General features: G+C 61.7%; 13 protein-coding genes. 2 read left to right on the top strand and 11 right to left on the bottom strand.

The genetic code is table 11. The features are described 5' to 3' along the window. Positions 1–2: 2 nt before the first annotated feature. From gltB to pilM, 9 genes are all read right to left on the bottom strand, one after another. Entirely contained in the window at positions 3–4454 is a 4452-nt protein-coding gene (gltB, locus tag CU110_RS01870) for a glutamate synthase large subunit (RefSeq protein WP_084207839.1), read from the bottom strand. 551 nt (positions 4455–5005) lie between these two features. Then, positions 5006–6112: a 3-dehydroquinate synthase gene (gene aroB, locus CU110_RS01865; RefSeq protein ID WP_084207838.1), complete on the bottom strand. Its 1107-nt coding sequence runs from the start codon at positions 6110–6112 to the stop codon at positions 5006–5008. 71 nt (positions 6113–6183) lie between these two features. Continuing rightward, entirely contained in the window at positions 6184–6726 is a 543-nt protein-coding gene (gene aroK / locus CU110_RS01860; protein WP_077377951.1) for a shikimate kinase AroK, read from the bottom strand. Further along, positions 6726–8249 (bottom strand): type IV pilus secretin PilQ family protein, encoded by a 1524-nt coding sequence (locus CU110_RS01855; protein WP_240665443.1) that lies wholly within the window; start codon positions 8247–8249, stop codon positions 6726–6728. The genes aroK and CU110_RS01855 overlap by 1 nt, the downstream gene beginning before the upstream one ends. Beyond that, entirely contained in the window at positions 8210–8725 is a 516-nt protein-coding gene (locus CU110_RS16470; protein WP_240665442.1) for an AMIN domain-containing protein, read from the bottom strand. Before CU110_RS16470 ends, CU110_RS01855 begins: the two co-directional genes overlap by 40 nt. Beyond that, entirely contained in the window at positions 8722–9252 is a 531-nt protein-coding gene (locus CU110_RS01850; protein ID WP_127734405.1) for a pilus assembly protein PilP, read from the bottom strand. Before CU110_RS01850 ends, CU110_RS16470 begins: the two co-directional genes overlap by 4 nt. Next, positions 9221–9874 carry a type 4a pilus biogenesis protein PilO gene (locus CU110_RS01845; protein WP_127734403.1) on the bottom strand — a complete coding sequence of 218 codons (654 nt, stop codon included), beginning with the start codon at positions 9872–9874 and terminating at the stop codon, positions 9221–9223. Before CU110_RS01845 ends, CU110_RS01850 begins: the two co-directional genes overlap by 32 nt. Further along, complete coding sequence (locus CU110_RS01840; protein ID WP_127734401.1) at positions 9871–10422, bottom strand: PilN domain-containing protein; 552 nt, start codon at positions 10420–10422, stop codon at positions 9871–9873. The genes CU110_RS01845 and CU110_RS01840 overlap by 4 nt, the downstream gene beginning before the upstream one ends. Next, positions 10419–11483: a type IV pilus assembly protein PilM gene (gene pilM, locus CU110_RS01835; RefSeq protein ID WP_103751454.1), complete on the bottom strand. Its 1065-nt coding sequence runs from the start codon at positions 11481–11483 to the stop codon at positions 10419–10421. The genes CU110_RS01840 and pilM overlap by 4 nt, the downstream gene beginning before the upstream one ends. Before the next feature lie 247 nt (positions 11484–11730). On the opposite strand from pilM, the gene CU110_RS01830 reads away from it, so the two are divergent. Both CU110_RS01830 and CU110_RS01825 read left to right on the top strand, forming a co-directional pair. Further along, on the top strand, positions 11731–14247 hold the full coding sequence (locus CU110_RS01830) for a penicillin-binding protein 1A (RefSeq protein ID WP_084207836.1): 2517 nt from the start codon (positions 11731–11733) through the stop codon (positions 14245–14247). A gap of 16 nt (positions 14248–14263) precedes the next feature. After that, the gene (locus CU110_RS01825; protein WP_127734399.1) at positions 14264–15040 is read left to right on the top strand and encodes a DUF481 domain-containing protein; all 777 of its coding nucleotides are present in this window, start codon (positions 14264–14266) and stop codon (positions 15038–15040) included. On the opposite strand, the gene CU110_RS01820 is transcribed toward CU110_RS01825, so the two are convergent. Further along, positions 15037–16305 (bottom strand): malic enzyme-like NAD(P)-binding protein, encoded by a 1269-nt coding sequence (locus tag CU110_RS01820; RefSeq protein WP_077377933.1) that lies wholly within the window; start codon positions 16303–16305, stop codon positions 15037–15039. The genes CU110_RS01825 and CU110_RS01820 overlap by 4 nt on opposite strands. A gap of 309 nt (positions 16306–16614) precedes the next feature. Next, positions 16615–16827, bottom strand: a complete 213-nt coding sequence (gene rpmE / locus CU110_RS01815; protein WP_077377930.1) for a 50S ribosomal protein L31 — start codon at positions 16825–16827, stop codon at positions 16615–16617. Positions 16828–17039 lie beyond the last annotated feature (212 nt).

The raw sequence follows: 17039 nt of genomic DNA, 5'->3' as shown, positions 1-17039 counted from the left end.
GATCACTCCGGCTGACGCCGGGACTGATCGAGCAATCCCCCCAGGCTTGCCGCCTTGGGCTTGACCAACCAGAAGTGACGCACGAAGTCAGGGAAATCACGCAGGATGTTGCGACCGCGCTCGGAGCCGGTCTCGGCCACGTATTCCTCGATCACTTCGCGCAGATGGCGACGATAGGCCTCCATGGCTTCGGTATTGATACGGTGGATTTCCACCAGCTCGTGGTTGTACTTGTCGACGAAGTCTCGACTCTCGTCCAGTACATAGGCGAAGCCGCCGGTCATGCCTGCACCGAAGTTGACGCCGGTTTCGCCCAGCACGCAGACCAGCCCGCCGGTCATGTACTCACAGCAGTGATCGCCCGCCCCTTCGATGACGGCATGCGCACCGGAGTTGCGCACCGCGAAGCGCTCGCCGGCAGTTCCCGCGGCGTACAACTTGCCGCCGGTCGCCCCATACAGGCAGGTGTTGCCGATGATGGCCGTCTTGTGGCTCTCGAAGCGCGAGCCGCGCGGCGGCACGATGGTCAGCTTGCCGCCATTCATGCCCTTGCCGACGTAATCGTTGGCATCGCCTTCCAGATGCATCTCGAGGCCATGCGCATTCCAGACCCCGAAGCTCTGCCCTGCCACGCCGGTCAGGCTGACCTTGAGCGGCGAGCCCGCCAGTCCTGCCTCGCCATACCGCTTGGCGATCTCACCGGAGACACGCGCCCCGATGGAGCGATCGCAGTTGGTGACATGGAAGCTGAACTCGCCACCGCTGCGGCTGTCGATCGCCGACTCCATCGCCGCCAGCATCTCGAGGTTCTTGGCGCCGGGGTCATGCGGCTCGTTGCGGCTGACCTGGCAGAACTGCGGCGCGTCCTCGGGCACGAAGTCATTGCCCAGCAACGGCGTGAGGTCGAGACGACGCTGCGCGTTGGTCTCGCCTTCCAGCACTTCGAGCAGATCGGTACGACCGATCAGGTCGGTGATCTGGCGCACGCCCAGCAGCGCCATCAGCTCGCGCACCTCTTCAGCGATGAAGCGGAAGTAGTGCTTGACCATCTCGACGGTGCCGCGGAAATGCTCATCACGCAGCGCCTGGTGCTGGGTCGCGACACCGGTGGCACAGTTGTTCAGGTGACAGATACGCAGGTACTTGCAGCCCAGCGCCACCATCGGTGCCGTCCCGAAGCCGAAGCTCTCGGCCCCCAGAATCGCCGCCTTGACCACATCCAGACCGGTCTTGAGACCGCCATCCGTCTGCAGACGAATCTTGTGACGCAACTGATTGATGCGCAGCGCCTGGTGCACCTCGGGCAGCCCCAGCTCCCACGGGGAACCGGCATGCTTGATCGAGGTGATCGGGCTGGCCGCGGTGCCACCGTCGTAGCCGGAGACGGTGATCAGGTCGGCATAGGCCTTGGCGACACCGGTGGCGATGGTGCCGATACCGGGCTCGGAGACCAGCTTGACCGAGACCTGCGCTGACGGATTGACCTGTTTCAGGTCAAAGATCAGCTGTGCCAGATCCTCGATGGAATAGATGTCATGGTGCGGCGGCGGCGAGATCAGTGTCACCCCCGGCACGGCGTAGCGCAGACGTGCGATCAGGTCGTTGACCTTGCCGCCCGGCAGCTGACCGCCCTCACCGGGCTTGGCGCCCTGTGCGACCTTGATCTGCAGTACCTCGGCATTGACCAGGTACGCCGGCGTGACACCGAAACGCCCGGACGCGATCTGCTTGATCTTGGAGGAGCGCACGGTACCGTAGCGTGCCGGGTCTTCACCGCCCTCACCGGAGTTGGAGCGCCCGCCGGCCTCGTTCATGGCCTGCGCCAGCGCCTCATGTGCCTCGGGAGACAGCGCGCCGAGAGACATGCCGGCGCTGTCGAAGCGCGGCAGCAGTGATTCGACGGACTCGACTTCCTCAAGCGGCAGCGGCTCGGCCACGGGCTTGAGGCTCAACAGATCGCGAATGGTCGCGACCGGACGCTCGTTGACCAGGCGCGCGAATTCCTTCCACTTGCCGTAGTCCCCCTGCTGCACGGCCTGCTGCAGCTTCATCACCACGTCAGGGTTGTAGGCGTGGTACTCACCACCGTGCACGTACTTGACCAGACCGCCCTGCTTGATGCGCTTGCGCGGCAGCCAGGCTTCACGCGCCAGCAGCTCCTGCTGGAACTGCAGCTCGGCGAAGCCGGCGCCTTCGATGCGCGAGGCCATGCCGGTGAAGCACATGTCCATGACTTCACTGTTGAGCCCTACGGCCTCGAACAGCTGCGAGCCACGGTAGGAGCCGATGTGCGAGATGCCCATCTTGGACAGGATCTTGTAGAGGCCCTTCTGCATGCCCTTGCGATAGTTCTCGCGGGCATCGGCCGGGTTGCCGGACAGCTCGCCGGTGCGATGCATGTCGGCCATCACCTGATAGGCAAGGTAGGGGTAGACCGCCGTGGCACCAACCCCGAACAGCACTGCCATCTGGTGTGCATCACGCGCATAGCCGGTCTCGATGACCAGATTGACGCGCGGACGCAGTGCCAGTGCTCCGAGGTGATGGTGAATGGCGCCAGTCGCCAGTGCGGCATGGATCGGCAGCTGTCCCTTCTTCAAGCCACAGTCGCTGAGTACCAGGATAACCTTGCCATTGCGCGCCGCTTCCTCGGCCTGCTGACAGATGCCCTGAAGCGCCTGCTTCAGAGAGTCCTGACTCGGGTCATAGTGCAGCTTGAGCGTCTGGGAGGTGAACGCCGGGTCCTCATGATTGACCAGCGCATTGAACTTGCGCGGTGACAGCACCGGCGTGGTCAGGATCAGACGATGCGCGTGTTCCGGCGTCGCGTCGAAGATGTTGAGCTCGGCGCCACAGCAGGTCTCCAGCGACATCACGATCGCTTCGCGCAGCGGATCGATCGGCGGATTGGTGACCTGGGCGAACTTCTGGCGGAAATAGTCGGTCAGTACGCGGTTCTGGCGCGACAGCACGGCCATCGGGGTGTCATCCCCCATGGAGCCGACCGCCTCCTGACCGCTCTCGGCCAGCGGGCGCAGCAGCTGATCACGCTCTTCAAAGCTGACCTGGAACATCTTCTGATAGACGTCCAGCGTGTCCGCTTCCATCGGCTGGAAACGCGCCAGCTCGGTCAGCGCGGACTCGAGGTAATTGGCATTTTCACGCAACCAGCGCTTGTAGGGATGGGCCCCCTTGAGGCGCTCGCTGACCTGATCGGTGTGCAGCACTTCACCGGTCTCGGTATCGACACCCAGCACCTGCCCCGGCCCGACACGCCCCTTGGCGACGACATCTTCCGGCTTGTAATCGTAGGTACCGATCTCGGAGGCCAGCGTGATGAAGCCATTGCGGGTGATGACCCAACGCGCCGGACGCAGACCGTTGCGGTCCAGCATGCACACGGCGTGGCGACCGTCGGTGAGCACGATGCCCGCCGGACCATCCCAGGCTTCCATGTGCATGGAATTGTATTCGTAGAAGGCCCGCAGGTCGGAATCCATCTGCTCGACGTTCTGCCAGGCCGGCGGCACCATCATGCGGATGGCGCGATAGATATCCATGCCACCGGTCAGCAGCACTTCCAGCATGTTGTCCATGCTGGAGGAATCGGAGCCGACCGTGTTGACGATCTCGTCCAGCTCGGCGATCTCGGGCAGCTGCTCGGAGACGAAGTTCTCCTTGCGCGCGTTTGCCCAGCCACGGTTGGCCTCGATGGTGTTGATCTCGCCGTTGTGGGCGAGGAAGCGGAACGGCTGGGCCAGCGGCCAGCGCGGCGCGGTGTTGGTCGAGAAGCGCTGGTGGAAGACACAGATCGCGGTCTCGAGGCGCGGGTCGCCCAGGTCCTTGTAGAAGCGCGGAAGGTCTTCCGGCATCACCAGACCCTTGAAGGAGATGACCTTGCCGGACAGCGAGCAGACGTAGAAGTCCTCTTCGCCCTTCAGCGCCTGCTCGGCGTATCTGCGCGCCATGAACAGGTCGACATTGAAGGCGATATCGGTACGTTCACTGGAAGCTGCAACGAAGACCTGACGAATGCGCGGCAGGCAGTCGCGGGCCATCGGGCCGCACACGCTGTCATCCACCGGCATGTCACGCCAGCCGAGCACCTCGAGGTTGCGTGCCGTCAGAGCGGACTCGAAAGCATCACGCGCGGCCTGTTCACGCGCGTCATCATTCGGCAGGAAGAGCGTACCGACGGCATAGCGCTCGCCCAGCTCGAGCCCGAGCGTCTCTCGGGCGATCTGGCGCATGAAGCCATCCGGCATCTTGAGCAGCAGGCCGCAGCCATCACCGGTCTTGCCGTCGGCAGCGATACCACCGCGGTGAGTCATGCACGTCAGGGATTCAATGGCAGTCTGCAGCAGCTCATGGCTTGCCTGCCCTTCCATATGGGCGATCAAGCCGAAGCCGCAGTTGTCGCGGAACTCTCCCGGTTGGTGGAGACCTTTATTCATGGGGCGTGCCTCACGGAGAAATCATGTGTCCAGATGCTTTTCAACAAGCATTTTCGAGGTTATAGTTATCGGTTATCTTTATTTTTATGCCTGCCGATAGTGGCGCCATCAGTGTCGCAACACGACGCCAGATTTCCCTCGAGCATATCCCCGCGCTTCCCCACCGCGCAATTCTCCACAGGTCGCCCATCGGGCAAAAAAACCTGACAAAACCGAAGGTTAGAGACACCTCATTCCAAAAAACCCTGTAGGCTCAAGCGCTTAGCGGGTAGACATGCCTCGCGGGTTTCGCCTTGCAACTTTAGTCTTGGATGAATAAAAAACAGCGTTTTTATTCAATTCTCCCCATACCGATTACGCATACGGCATACCAATTCAGGAATTTTTTATTCAATTCTCCCCATACCGATTACGCATACGGCATACCAATTCAGGAATCACGCCCCGCTAATGGCCCACTGACGCTCGACAAAAAGAAAAGCCGCCACCCTGAGGTGACGGCTTTTCTTCTGCGGCAGATTCCGTGCACCAGCCAACGGCTGGTCGAGGGATCAGTGGCTGCTGCGCGGCCAGTGCTCCAGCATGTCCGCCAGCAGGCCGGCAGGCGCCTCTTCGGTAATCACCGCACGCCCGATACGCTCGAGCAGGATCAGACGCAGACGGCCATCGACATTCTTCTTGTCCAGCTGCATGTGACGCAGGAAGTCCTCGACCCCCATGTCCTCCGGCGCTTGCAGCGGCAGACCGGCCTTGCCGATCACCTTGGCGATACGCTCGACATCGGCACTCGACAGCCACCCCATGCGCGCCGAAAGTTCAGCGGCCATCAGCATGCCGGTGCCGACGGCTTCACCGTGCAGCCAGACGCCATAGCCCTGGTCCGTCTCGATGGCATGCCCGAAGGTGTGGCCGAGGTTGAGCAGTGCGCGCACGCCCTGCTCGGTCTCGTCCTGCGCCACGACATCCGCCTTGATCGCACAACTGCGGCGGATGGCCTCTCCGAGCAAGGTTTCATCCAGCGCCATCAAGGCCTGCATGTTGTCTTCCAGCCAGCTCAGGAAGCTTTCATCCCACAGCAGGCCATACTTGATGACCTCGGCCATGCCCGCCGACAGCTCACGCTGCGGCAATGTCCTGAGGCTTGAGGTATCGATCAACACCAGTCTCGGCTGCCAGAAGGCACCCAGCATGTTCTTGCCGCGCGGATGATTGACGCCGGTCTTGCCACCCACCGAGGAATCCACCTGCGACAGCAGCGTGGTCGGCACCTGGATGAAGGCCGCCCCCCGCTGATAACAGGCGGCGGCAAAACCGGTCATGTCGCCGATGACTCCCCCACCGAGGGCGATCAAGGTGCAACGACGATTGAAGCCGGCCTCGAGCAGGGCATCCCAGATCAGACCGATACTGGCCATGTGCTTGGTCTGTTCGCCATCCTCGAGAATCACCTCTCGAATATCCAGACCATCGCCAAGTGATGCCTTGAGCGCCTCCAGATACAGTGGCGCCACCACGGTGTTGGTGACGATCATCACCTGACGACCGGCGAGATGCTCACGAATGAGGTCTCCTCGCGCCGTCAGGCCCGGGCCGATGTGAATGGGGTAACTACGCTCGCCAAGTGCGACATCGAGACGATGAGCGGGAGCCAGGGACATGATGATTCTCCTTGCGGCGAAACGAATGACGGCGCCTGAATGTAAGCGAGAGCCAGACTCCCCAGGGGAGTCTAGCCATGCACGTGGAGCGGGTCTGACAATGCCTTGAGCCGGCGCCGGATCTCGTTGGTGACCGCACGCGGGCTGCGTCGATCGGTACGCACGATGATATCCGCGGTGTCGCGATAGAGAGGGTCTCGCAGCTCGAAGAGACGCTTGAGCACCCGCCCCGGGTCATCCTGCTGGAGCAGAGGACGATTGCGGTCACGTCCGGCACGCTTGAGCTGCTGCTCGACCGGAGCATAGAGATAGACCACCGTGCCGCGCTCTCGCAGCACGCGCCGGTTGGCTTCGGCCATGATGGCACCGCCACCGGTGGCCATCACGACATCGGACAGCGAGGTCAGCTCGTCAATCACGGCCTGCTCGCGCCCGCGAAAGCCCGCCTCGCCCTCGACATCGAAGATCCAGGGGATGCTGGCACCGCAGCGATCTTCGATCACGTGGTCGCTATCGCAAAATTCACGATGCAAGTCGGCCGCCAGCAGGCGGCCGATAGTGCTCTTGCCGGCCCCCATGGGGCCGACAAGGAATACGTTGGGAATCACATGCATCAGCGCACCGCCAGGCCGTCCTCGATGATCTTCGGGGTAATGAATACCAGCAATTCTACCTTCTCGTTGGACTCTTCGGTATAGCGGAAGAGATTCCCGATCACCGGCAGATCCCCCAGGAAAGGTGTCTTGAAGACGCTGCGTATCTGTTCGGAGGTCAGAATACCGCCCAGCACCACCGTCTCGCCATCATTGACCAGCACCTGAGTCTCGATTTCATTGGTATCGATGGCCGGCTCGCCATTGAAGCTGTCATCGGACACGTCGTCATTGTTGATCAACAGATCCATGATGATGCGGTTGTCCGGGGTGATCTGCGGCGTGACCTCCAGCGCCAGCACCGCCTCCTTGAACTCGATGTTGGTCGCGCCGCTGGAGGTCGCCTCCTCGTAGGGAATTTCCTGACCCTGCTTGATGACGGCCTTCTTCTGGTTGGCGGTGATGATCTTGGGCTGGGAGATGGTCTGGCTCTTGCCTTCGCTTTCCAGCGCCGAAAGCTCCAGATCCAGCAGGATGTCGCCGGACAGGTAACCGAAGCTGAAGGTGCTGCCCGGATCACTGTCGTCACCCAGATTGACGCTCAGGCCACCGTCACTGGTCGTGCCGGTCGACGCACCTTCCAGGCCGAACTTGCCGTTGCTGCTGTTGGAAAGCCCCCAGTTGACACCGATTTCACTCGACACGCTGCTGCGCGCGATCACGATGCGCGCCTCGATCTGGACCTGACGCACCGGAATGTCGAGATACTCGAGGGTACCGCGAATGGACTCCAGAGTGTCGCGCGTGTCCTGGATCAACATGGTGTTGGTACGCTCATCCACCATGACACGACCGCGCTCGGAGAGCAGGCCGATACCGCCTTCACCGCGCAGCAATGCCGCCAGGTCCGCCGCCTTGGCATATCGCACCTGAATGTACTCCGTCGTCAGGGGCGCCAGCTCCTTGACCTGCTGATTGGCTTCCAGCTCCTTGCGCTCAAGTGCCGCCAGCTCTTCCGCCGGCGCGACCATCAGCACGTTGCCCATGCGGCGACTGGCCAGGCCATTCGACTTGAGCACCAGGTCCAGCGCCTGATCCCAGGGCACTTCCTTGAGGTTCAGGGTCACGTTGCCGGTGACGTTGTCACTGGCCACCAGATTGAGCCCAGTGAAGTCCGCGATGATCTGCAGCACCGAGCGCACTTCGATATTCTGGAAGTTCAGCGAGATCTTCTTGCCGGTGTACGGGAACTTGTCCTTGATCCGCTCCGCCTGCTCTTCCCGTGTCAGCGGCTTGACCTCAAGCACCAGCTCGTTGCCGGCCTGGGTGGCCAACTGGGTGTAGTAGCCATTGGCATCCACCACCAGGCGCACACCATCACGAGTACGCTGCGGGTCGATCCTCGAGACCGGAGTCGCGAAATCACCGACATCCAGCACCTGATTCAGCTCTGGCGGCAGGGCGACACCCTTGAGATCGATATAGATCTTGCGGCCACGCTCGGTCACACGAGACTCGACATTGGCGCGATTGAAGTTGACCACGACACGCCCTTCCCCCTCACTGCCCCGACGGAAATCGATACCACTGACGGAAGGCTCCGCCGCGACTTCCAGGCGGCCACCGGACCGCCCTGCTCACCGACGATGACATAGAGGCTATTGCCTTCGGTACGCGTCACATAGGGACGGGTCTGGCTGAGCTTCATGACCAGGCGCGTACGCGAGCCGGCCTCCAGCGCCACCAGCTCCTCGACCCCATTGAGGCCGAGCTCGAAGCGGCGCTTGTCCAGCTGACTGCTGGTATCCATGAGATCGATGGTGATACGCGGCGGTGTCTCGATCCGGTATCCCTTGACCTCAGGCACCCCGCCGGCGAAATCGAGCTTGAGCTCCATCCGATCGCCACCCAGCGAAGTGAATTCCAGATCCTGCAGCGTGGAGGCCGCCTGCGCCACACTCGCCATCAGGCTGCCGAAAGCCGCCAACCCCAGCAGACTCATTCGTTGCAATCGCGTCATGTTCCCTTGTCCCCTGTCTCGCTGCGGCTCCGCCCAGCCATTGTCAATGCCATGGCGCGGGTTCGTTCGATCCAACCGCCCTGACCGTTGGGCACGATTTCCACCAGGTCCAGCTGAGTATCACCGATGCGAATGATGCGGCCGAAATTGCTCCCCATGTGTCCGCCGACACTCACACGCTGCACCTCCTGCTCCGGCGTCAAGATCAACGCCGAGCGACTGCCGTCCACATCCAGGGTCCCCACCATGCTGAGCTGCTCCATCGGCCAGGCCTCAAGAGGCTCGCGGGGGCGATCCAGATCCGGCCGCACGCCATTGTCCACCATGGCGAGCTCCTCCTCCGGCTCCGGCAGTCGCGACTGGAAAGGACTGCGAGCATCCGCCATGTCGTACGTCACGGGATGATACTCGGGCTGAGGCGGCAGGTCCTTGACCTGCCCCGTCGGCCGCCCTCTGAGCGACTCGAGCTCGCTCTCCAGCGCAGGCAGCTGCGGGTCACCACAACCGGCCAGCAGTGTCAGCAACATCGCACCACCCAGCACGACATTGGCGGTAGTTGTAAGTCTTGGCCAGCAGCGACAACTCCAGGTCTTCACCCTGCGAGACCGGTGTCAGCACGAAGTCATGCAACGTCACGATACGCGAAAGCCCGGCGACCCCAGACACGAAGGCGGCAATGCGGTGGTAATCGCCGCGCACCTTGATATCGAAGGGCTGCTCGACGTAGAAATCGCGATTCTGGGCCGGCTTGAGGCGAATGTATTCCACCTCCAGCTGGTTGTTGATGGCCGTCTCGCTGATGTCATCGAGCAGAGCCGGCACTTCGGCATCGGTCGGGAGCATCTCGAGCAGCTGTTCCATGCGCGTCTCCAGCTCGGCCATCTGCTCACGCATCACGGGCAGATTGGCCGCCTTGAAGGCCTTGGTCTCGAACTGGCTCAGCAGCTGACGCTCCTTGGCTTGCAGGCGCTCAAGATCCTCGGCCTTGGGCGCCGCAAGGAACCAGTGGGACGCCCAGAACAGGGCACCAAAGACGATCAGCACCAACACCACCTGCAAGGTGACGGGCCAGATACCCGCCTCCTTGAGGTCGAGATCCTGGAAGTCCGTCGACTTGAGACGACGCACTTCGGCATTGAGGAAACTCATTTCCGACCTCCCTCCGTCGGTGTCTCGGGAATCATGATATTGAAGCTGCGACGATCATCGTCGCTGCTCTGTACGTCGGACAGTGTCGGCGTACCGAAGACATCCGATGCCGCAAGCGTGCGCATCAGACCGGACACCTGACGCGTATTCTCCGCGATGCCGTTGGCCTTGATCTGACGTCCGCTGCGACTGATGCTCTGGTACCAGGCACCCTCGACCAGCGTCGCAACGAGCTGATTGAAGACACGTACCGTTTCCGGGCGCGAGAACTGCAGACTGCGAATCAGCTCGATCTGCGCCAGCATCTGATCACGCCGACTCTCGATATCCTCGACTTCCTTGATATCGCGATTCAGTCGCGCCATTTCCTTCTCGATGAAGGCATGCCGCTGCTTCTGCGCCTCGAGCTGGCTCTGGTAATACTCGCTCATGCCAAACCCGGCTCCCACCCCCACCACGGCGGCCAGCGCCAGGATGCCGAAGAAGCGCTTGCTGCGTTTCTCGCGACGCTCCTCACGCCACGACAGCAGATTGATCTCGATGGTCATGAGCGCTTCCTCATCGCAAGCCCGCAGGCCGTCAACATCGCAGGGGCATCACCGGCCAGCGCCTGGATGTCGACTCGAGGGTTGACGCTCATGTGCGTGAAGGGATTGGCCATGATCACTTCCAGTCCGGTGTGCCCTGCCAGCGACTCACGTAATCCGGGAATGGCGGCTGTCCCTCCTCCCAGCAGAATGCGCTGGACCTCACGACGCTTGCCGGCGGTGTAATAGAGCTGCAGGGAGCGCGCGATCTGCTGCACGAGCGTGTCACGGAACGGATCCAGCACTTCACTGTCATAGGTGTCCGGCAGACCACCACGCTTCTTGGCCAGGCCCGCTTCGTCATTGGAAAGATCGAAACGGTTCATTATCTCGTCGGTCAGCTGACGCCCCCCGAACACGGCATCCCGGCTGTAGACGATGCGACCATTCTGGATGACATGAAAAGCCGTCATGGTGGCACCGATATCGACGACCGCGACGCACTCTTCATTGTCGTAGGTAGGGGGGAGCTGGTGGCGCAATTCACCGAAGGCACGCTCCAGCGAAAAGGTCTCGACATCGACCGCTGACGGCTCAAGGCCGGCCTGCTCGAGCGCGGAGGTGAGCTGATCGACATCCAGGCTGCGACAGGCCACCAGCAGCAGATCCTGCTGATCAGGATTGCGGGCATTGACCCCCAGATGCTGGAAGTCGAACGCCACGTCATTGAGCGGGAAGGGAAAATGCTTCTCGGATTCGAGCGCGATGCGCTGCTCGATCTCGTCATCGGCCAGATTGGTCGGAAAACTCAATGTCTTGGTGATGGCGGCACTGGCCGGCACCGCCACGACGGCTCGTCGCGAGCGCGGCTGGGCCTGCTCGACCGCGCGCTTGATCGCCAGCACGACTTCATCCATGTCGCGGATGCGCCGCTCGACGACTGCGCCTTCCTTCAAGGGGCGCACCGCGTAGCTATCGATCTGGTATCGATTTCCGTGTCTGGACAGCTCCAGGAGCTTGACGGTCGCCGATGTGATATCGACGCCAATCAGTCCCTTGCCGGCGGATTTGAGTCCCAGCAATTGGCATTCCCCTGCTCTGATGACGACCCCGTCTGACTGGCGGGCCGCCGCTTCCCGTGCGGCACCGCCGCGGCATCCTCTTCTGCTGAGAGGTTACATTATGTTTCGCAGAATAACACAACAGACGCGCAAGACAGGGTTCAACGCTGGCCGCATCTGGACCCGCTACTTATAATGCCCCAGCAATGGAATTGCCAATCCCCCCGCAGCCACCCGCCTTTCATTACCCACGGACCCTGTCTTGCCCATGAAGCTATTGAGACGACTACTTTCGCCAGTGTTCTGGCTGCTGCTGTCACTGTGTGCTGCGGGATTGCTGGCCATCGTCGGCGCCTCCCTGTATTTCGCACCTGGCCTGCCCGATGTTCATCAATTGCAGGATACCAAGCTGCAGACGCCGCTGCGCATCTACACCCGTGACGGCAAGCTGATCGGCGAATACGGTGACCAGCGCCGCATCCCGGTCACCTTCGACGAGATCCCCGAGACGTTTGTGGACGCCCTGCTCGCGGCCGAGGACAGCAATTTCTTCTCGCACCCGGGCATCGACCCCAAGGGCCTCGCGCGTGCCGCCGTCCAGCTGGCTTCCAGCGGCAGCATCCAATCGGGCGGCAGCACCATCACCATGCAGGTCGCGCGCAACTACCTGCTGACGCTGGATCAGACGTTCACGCGCAAGATTCGCGAAATCCTGCTGTCACTGCAGATGGAGCAGATCCTCTCCAAGCAGGAGATCCTCGAGCTCTACGTCAACAAGATCTTCCTGGGCCATCGCGCCTACGGGATCGCGGCTGCGGCACGCACCTACTATGACAAGTCTCTCGATGAACTGACCCTGGCCGAGCAGGCCATGCTGGCAGGCCTGCCCAAGGCCCCCTCCAGCTTCAACCCGCTCACCAACCCTCAGCGCGCCCTGATCCGTCGCAACTGGATCCTGCTGCGCATGAAGGAACTGGGCTATATCGAGCCTCAGGCCTATGACGAGGCCGTCAAGGCACCGATCACCGCGGCACGCCATTACACGCGCCCGGAAGTCGAGGCGCCCTACGTCGCAGAGATGGCCAGAAGCTTCGCGGTCGATCGTTTCGGTGACAAGGCATATACCGACAATGTGCGCATCACCACGACGCTGGACAGCAAGCTGCAGCCGCAGGCTCGCGATGCCTTGATCAAGGGCCTGATCGACTATGACACCCGCCATGGCTGGCGTGGCGTGGAGGAATCCGGTATCGCGGCGTCACTGGCGGAAGCTCAGGACCAGACCGATCAGGCCGGCCTCGAAGAAGAGATCTCTCGCTCTCCCGAAGTGCTGGAAACGGCCAGACAGGCCGCCCAGAAGAGCGAGAAGCGCATCGAGGGCATCGACCGCGATGTCTCCAACTGGCTGAAAGTGCTGGATCGCACGCCGGACTATGGCCCGCTCGAAGCCGCCATCGTGGTGGAAAATGATGGCAAGCAGATGAAGGTCCTGCTGGCAGACGCCAGCCTGGCCACGATTGGCTGGGACGGTCTGAAATGGGCGCGCGAGTACAAGAGCTCCCGCTGGCGCGGTGGTGTACCCGGCTCTGCCGCCGAGATTGCCAAGGTCGGCGATCTGGTGCGCGTCATCAAGGAAGATGATGGCTATCGCCTGGGTCAGCTGCCGGATGCCCAGTCGGCCATCGTTTCACTGGACCCGGAAAATGGCGCCATCCTCGCACTCCAGGGCGGCTTCAGCTATTCCGCCAGCAAGTTCAATCGAGCGATACAGGCACGTCGTCAGGCCGGCTCCATCTTCAAGCCGTTCATCTACCTCTCGGGGCTCGAGCAGGGCGGCATGTCACCGGCGACCATCATCAACAATGCTCCGGTGGTCATGCAGGATGGCAACAAGGTATGGCGCCCGGAGAACGCCGGCGGCAAGTTCACTGGTCCGACCCGGATCCGCGTTGGTCTCTATCGCTCCCTGAACCTGGTGTCCGTGCGACTGCTGCAGACCGTCGGTCTCGAGAAGACGCTCGACTTCCTCGTCAAGGTGGGCTTCAAGCGCGAAGAGCTGCCCAACGGTCTGTCACTGGCACTGGGCAGCGCCTCGCTGACACCGCTGGAAATGGCCCGTGCCTACGCCGTACTCTCGAACGGCGGCTTCCGTGTCGAACCCTGGTACATCGACACCGTCACGCGCGGTGACGACGAGACCGACTACGAAGCTCATCCGGCCGTCGCCTGCGCCAACTGCACGCCGGGCATGGTGACCGTCAATCGTGATGGCCGTCAGTATCCGCTGGCCGAGCGCATCGCCTCGCCGGAATCCATGTACCTGATCCGTGACATGATGGAAGACGTCATCAAGCGCGGCACCGGCCGTGGGGCCCTGACGCTTGGTCGCGATGACCTGGCTGGCAAGACAGGGACCACCAATGACCAGCGTGATGCCTGGTTCTCCGGCTTCAACAGCAAGCTGGTCGCGACCGTCTGGGTCGGCAAGGACTCCAATGACACCCTCGCCGAGTACGGTGCCCAGGCCGCGCTGCCCATCTGGGTCGACTACATGCGTGGCGCCCTCAAGGGCATGCCATCCGCCAGGATGGAGCGCCCCGATGACATCGTGAGCGCGACCATCGACCCGGAGTCCGGCAAGCGCCTGCACAGTGGTCAATCCGGCGGCGTCAGCGAGCTGTTCCGCAAGGACAATCTGCCGCCCTACAAGGAACGCACCATCCGCAAGGAGCTGGAGCAACAGAGCGGCTCAGAAGGCACCGGAACTTTCGAGGCCATCTTCTGATCTGACCGGAGTCTGCATGCTTCACCCATTGCCCACACTGCGCATGACCCTGCTGCTGTGTCTGGCCCTGAGCCCGCTTCGCGAGGCCAGTGCCGATGATGACCTCTTCTACGCTCCCCCCGCCGCCAGCGAGGATTCCGAGCCATTCAGCGGTCAGGCCGAGCTGGGCTTTACCAAGCTCTCCGGCAACTCGAACAGCGAAACCTTGCTGGGCAAGGCCCGCCTGTCCTGGCACCTCAAGCCCTGGACCCACACCTTCCGCATGGAAGCCAAGCATGTGTCCAGCAGCGGCGAGACCACCACCGAGCAGTACCTGATCGGTCAGCGTGAGCGCTATGACCTGGGGCGTGATCGCTATGCCTTCGGGCTGCTGCGCTGGGAGAAGGAGCGCTTCTCCGGCTATGACGATCAAGTCACCTCCATCGGGGGGTACGGGATTCGCCTGCTGTCAGGCCCTGAGCACAACCTCTCTGTCGAGGCGGGTCCGGGCTATCGCTACGACAATATCACCGAGGGGGATCACGAGAACTACCTCCTCGGCTACACGGCCATGGACTATCGTTGGCAGCTGTCTGATACCTCGAATTTCGAGCAGCAGTTCTCGGTGGAAGGTACCCGGGACAACATCATCAGCCGCAGCTATACCGCACTGACCGTCTCCATCAATTCCAGCCTGGCCTTGAAGCTCTCCCACGAGATCAAGAACAACACCAGCCCGCCGGATGACACGGACGCCAAGACCGACACCACCACCGCCGCCTCGATTCTCTACAGCTTCTCCGATGACGCTTAACCGTAGACCTGATCCGCATTGGTCAGCGGGTAATGCGCCGGATAGGGCTTGCGCGCGACACCGGAATCGATGGCGGCTTGCGCCACGGCAGCCGGCAGACGCTCGAGCAGACGCGCATCCATCGGCGTCGGGATGATGTACCCCGGACCGAATTCGAGGCTGTCGATCTCGTAGGCATCCAGCACGTCCTGGCTGACCGGCTCGCGAGCAAGGTCCTTCAGCGCGTGAACGGCCGCCAGCTTCATCTCTTCATTGATGCGTGTGGCTCGCACGTCCAGCGCACCGCGGAAGATGAACGGGAAGCCCAGCACGTTGTTGACCTGGTTCGGGTAATCGGAGCGACCTGTCGCCATGATGACGTCCGGACGCGCTTCGCGAGCAGTATCCGGATGGATTTCCGGATCCGGGTTGGAGCACGCGAACACGATCGGCGTGTCAGCCATCTTCTTGAGCTGCTCGGCCTTCAAGAGGTTGGGGCCGGACAGGCCGACGAAGACATCCGCACCTTCGATGACATCATCCAGCGTACGCAGCTCGGTCTCGGTGGCGAACATCGCCTTGTACTGGTTCAGGTCATCACGGCCGCTGTGGATCACGCCCTTGCGATCGAGCATGAAGATGTTCTCGACCTTGGCACCACTGGAGACCAGCAGCTTCATGCAGGCAATCGCGGCAGCACCGGCGCCCAGGCAGACGATACGCGCGTCTTCCAGGGACTTGCCGGCGATATCGAGTGCGTTGAGCATGCCGGCAGCGGTGACGATGGCCGTGCCGTGCTGGTCATCATGGAAGACCGGGATGTTGCACTGTTCGATCAACGCCTGCTCGACTTCGAAGCACTCCGGTGCCTTGATGTCTTCCAGGTTGATGCCACCGTAGGTGGTGTGGATGCGACGCACGGTATCGATGAAGGCCTGCGGGCTTTCCGCATCGATCTCGACGTCGACGGAGTTGATGCCAGCGAAGCGCTTGAACAGCACGCCCTTGCCTTCCATGACCGGCTTGGAAGCCAGCGGCCCGAGATTGCCCAGCCCCAGGATGGCGGTGCCATCGGAGATGACGGCGACCAGGTTGCCCTTGCCGGTATACAGGTAGGCATTTTCCGGATCGGCAGCAATCTCGCGGCACGGCTCGGCTACACCCGGGCTGTAGGCCAGCGCGAGGTCCTTGGCAGTTTCTGTCGGCTTGGTCAGCTCGATGGACAGCTTTCCGGGAATCGGTTCGGCGTGATATTGCAGTGCTGCTTTCTTCATGGCATCAGACATGCGTGTCATCCGGTATTTTAGCGGGGGTTGGCTGTGACCAGAATATAGAAAAACCCCCTCGCGAACAACCAACGCAACTTGTTGTTATAAAAGGAATTAATACGGATGTTTAAAAACTGTTTTAGCCATTCGTCTAACGTTATGGATGCCCCACTCAGTCATAAACCTTTCCTTATCACTGACGGGTCGGCGTGGCGTTTCGCCCCGCGTATCTCATGAAAATCCGCGCAATGACCGCGCGCATCGGTTTTTTCGTTGATGGCGCTGCGCGATGCACAGCGCCATGCAAGCGACAAGCAGCTGAAGGTATCAGCGCTTGATGGCAGCACCGAAACGCTTGTTGAAGCGCTCGACGCGGCCACCGGTGGTAGCCTGCTTCTGCTTGCCGGTGTAGAACGGGTGGCACTCGGAGCACACGTCCAGCGCGAAGGTCTGCTTGGAAGTGGAACCGATTTCGTGCTGCGCGCCGCAGGAGCAGGTTGCGGTCTGGCGCTGGTAGTCCGGATGGATACCCTGTTTCATGGTGTGTAACCTCAGGTCGCTGTGCACCGCCACCTGATCGATTGCCAGGCACCGTACACGGGTTTTGGATGTAACCGGTCATTCCGCCGACTCCGACGGAAGGCGACGCATTTTACCAGCCATCTGCGACAAGACCAAACTTTGTGGCGTTTATTGCCGGCAACACTCTGTAGACTGCGTGGCGTTTTCCTCTCGTCATCTCATTCTCTCTT

It is taken from the genome of Cobetia sp. ICG0124 (genome assembly GCF_004006355.1).
GTDB lineage: Bacteria > Pseudomonadota > Gammaproteobacteria > Pseudomonadales > Halomonadaceae > Cobetia > Cobetia marina.
This window is presented reverse-complemented; position numbering and strand designations above follow the sequence as displayed.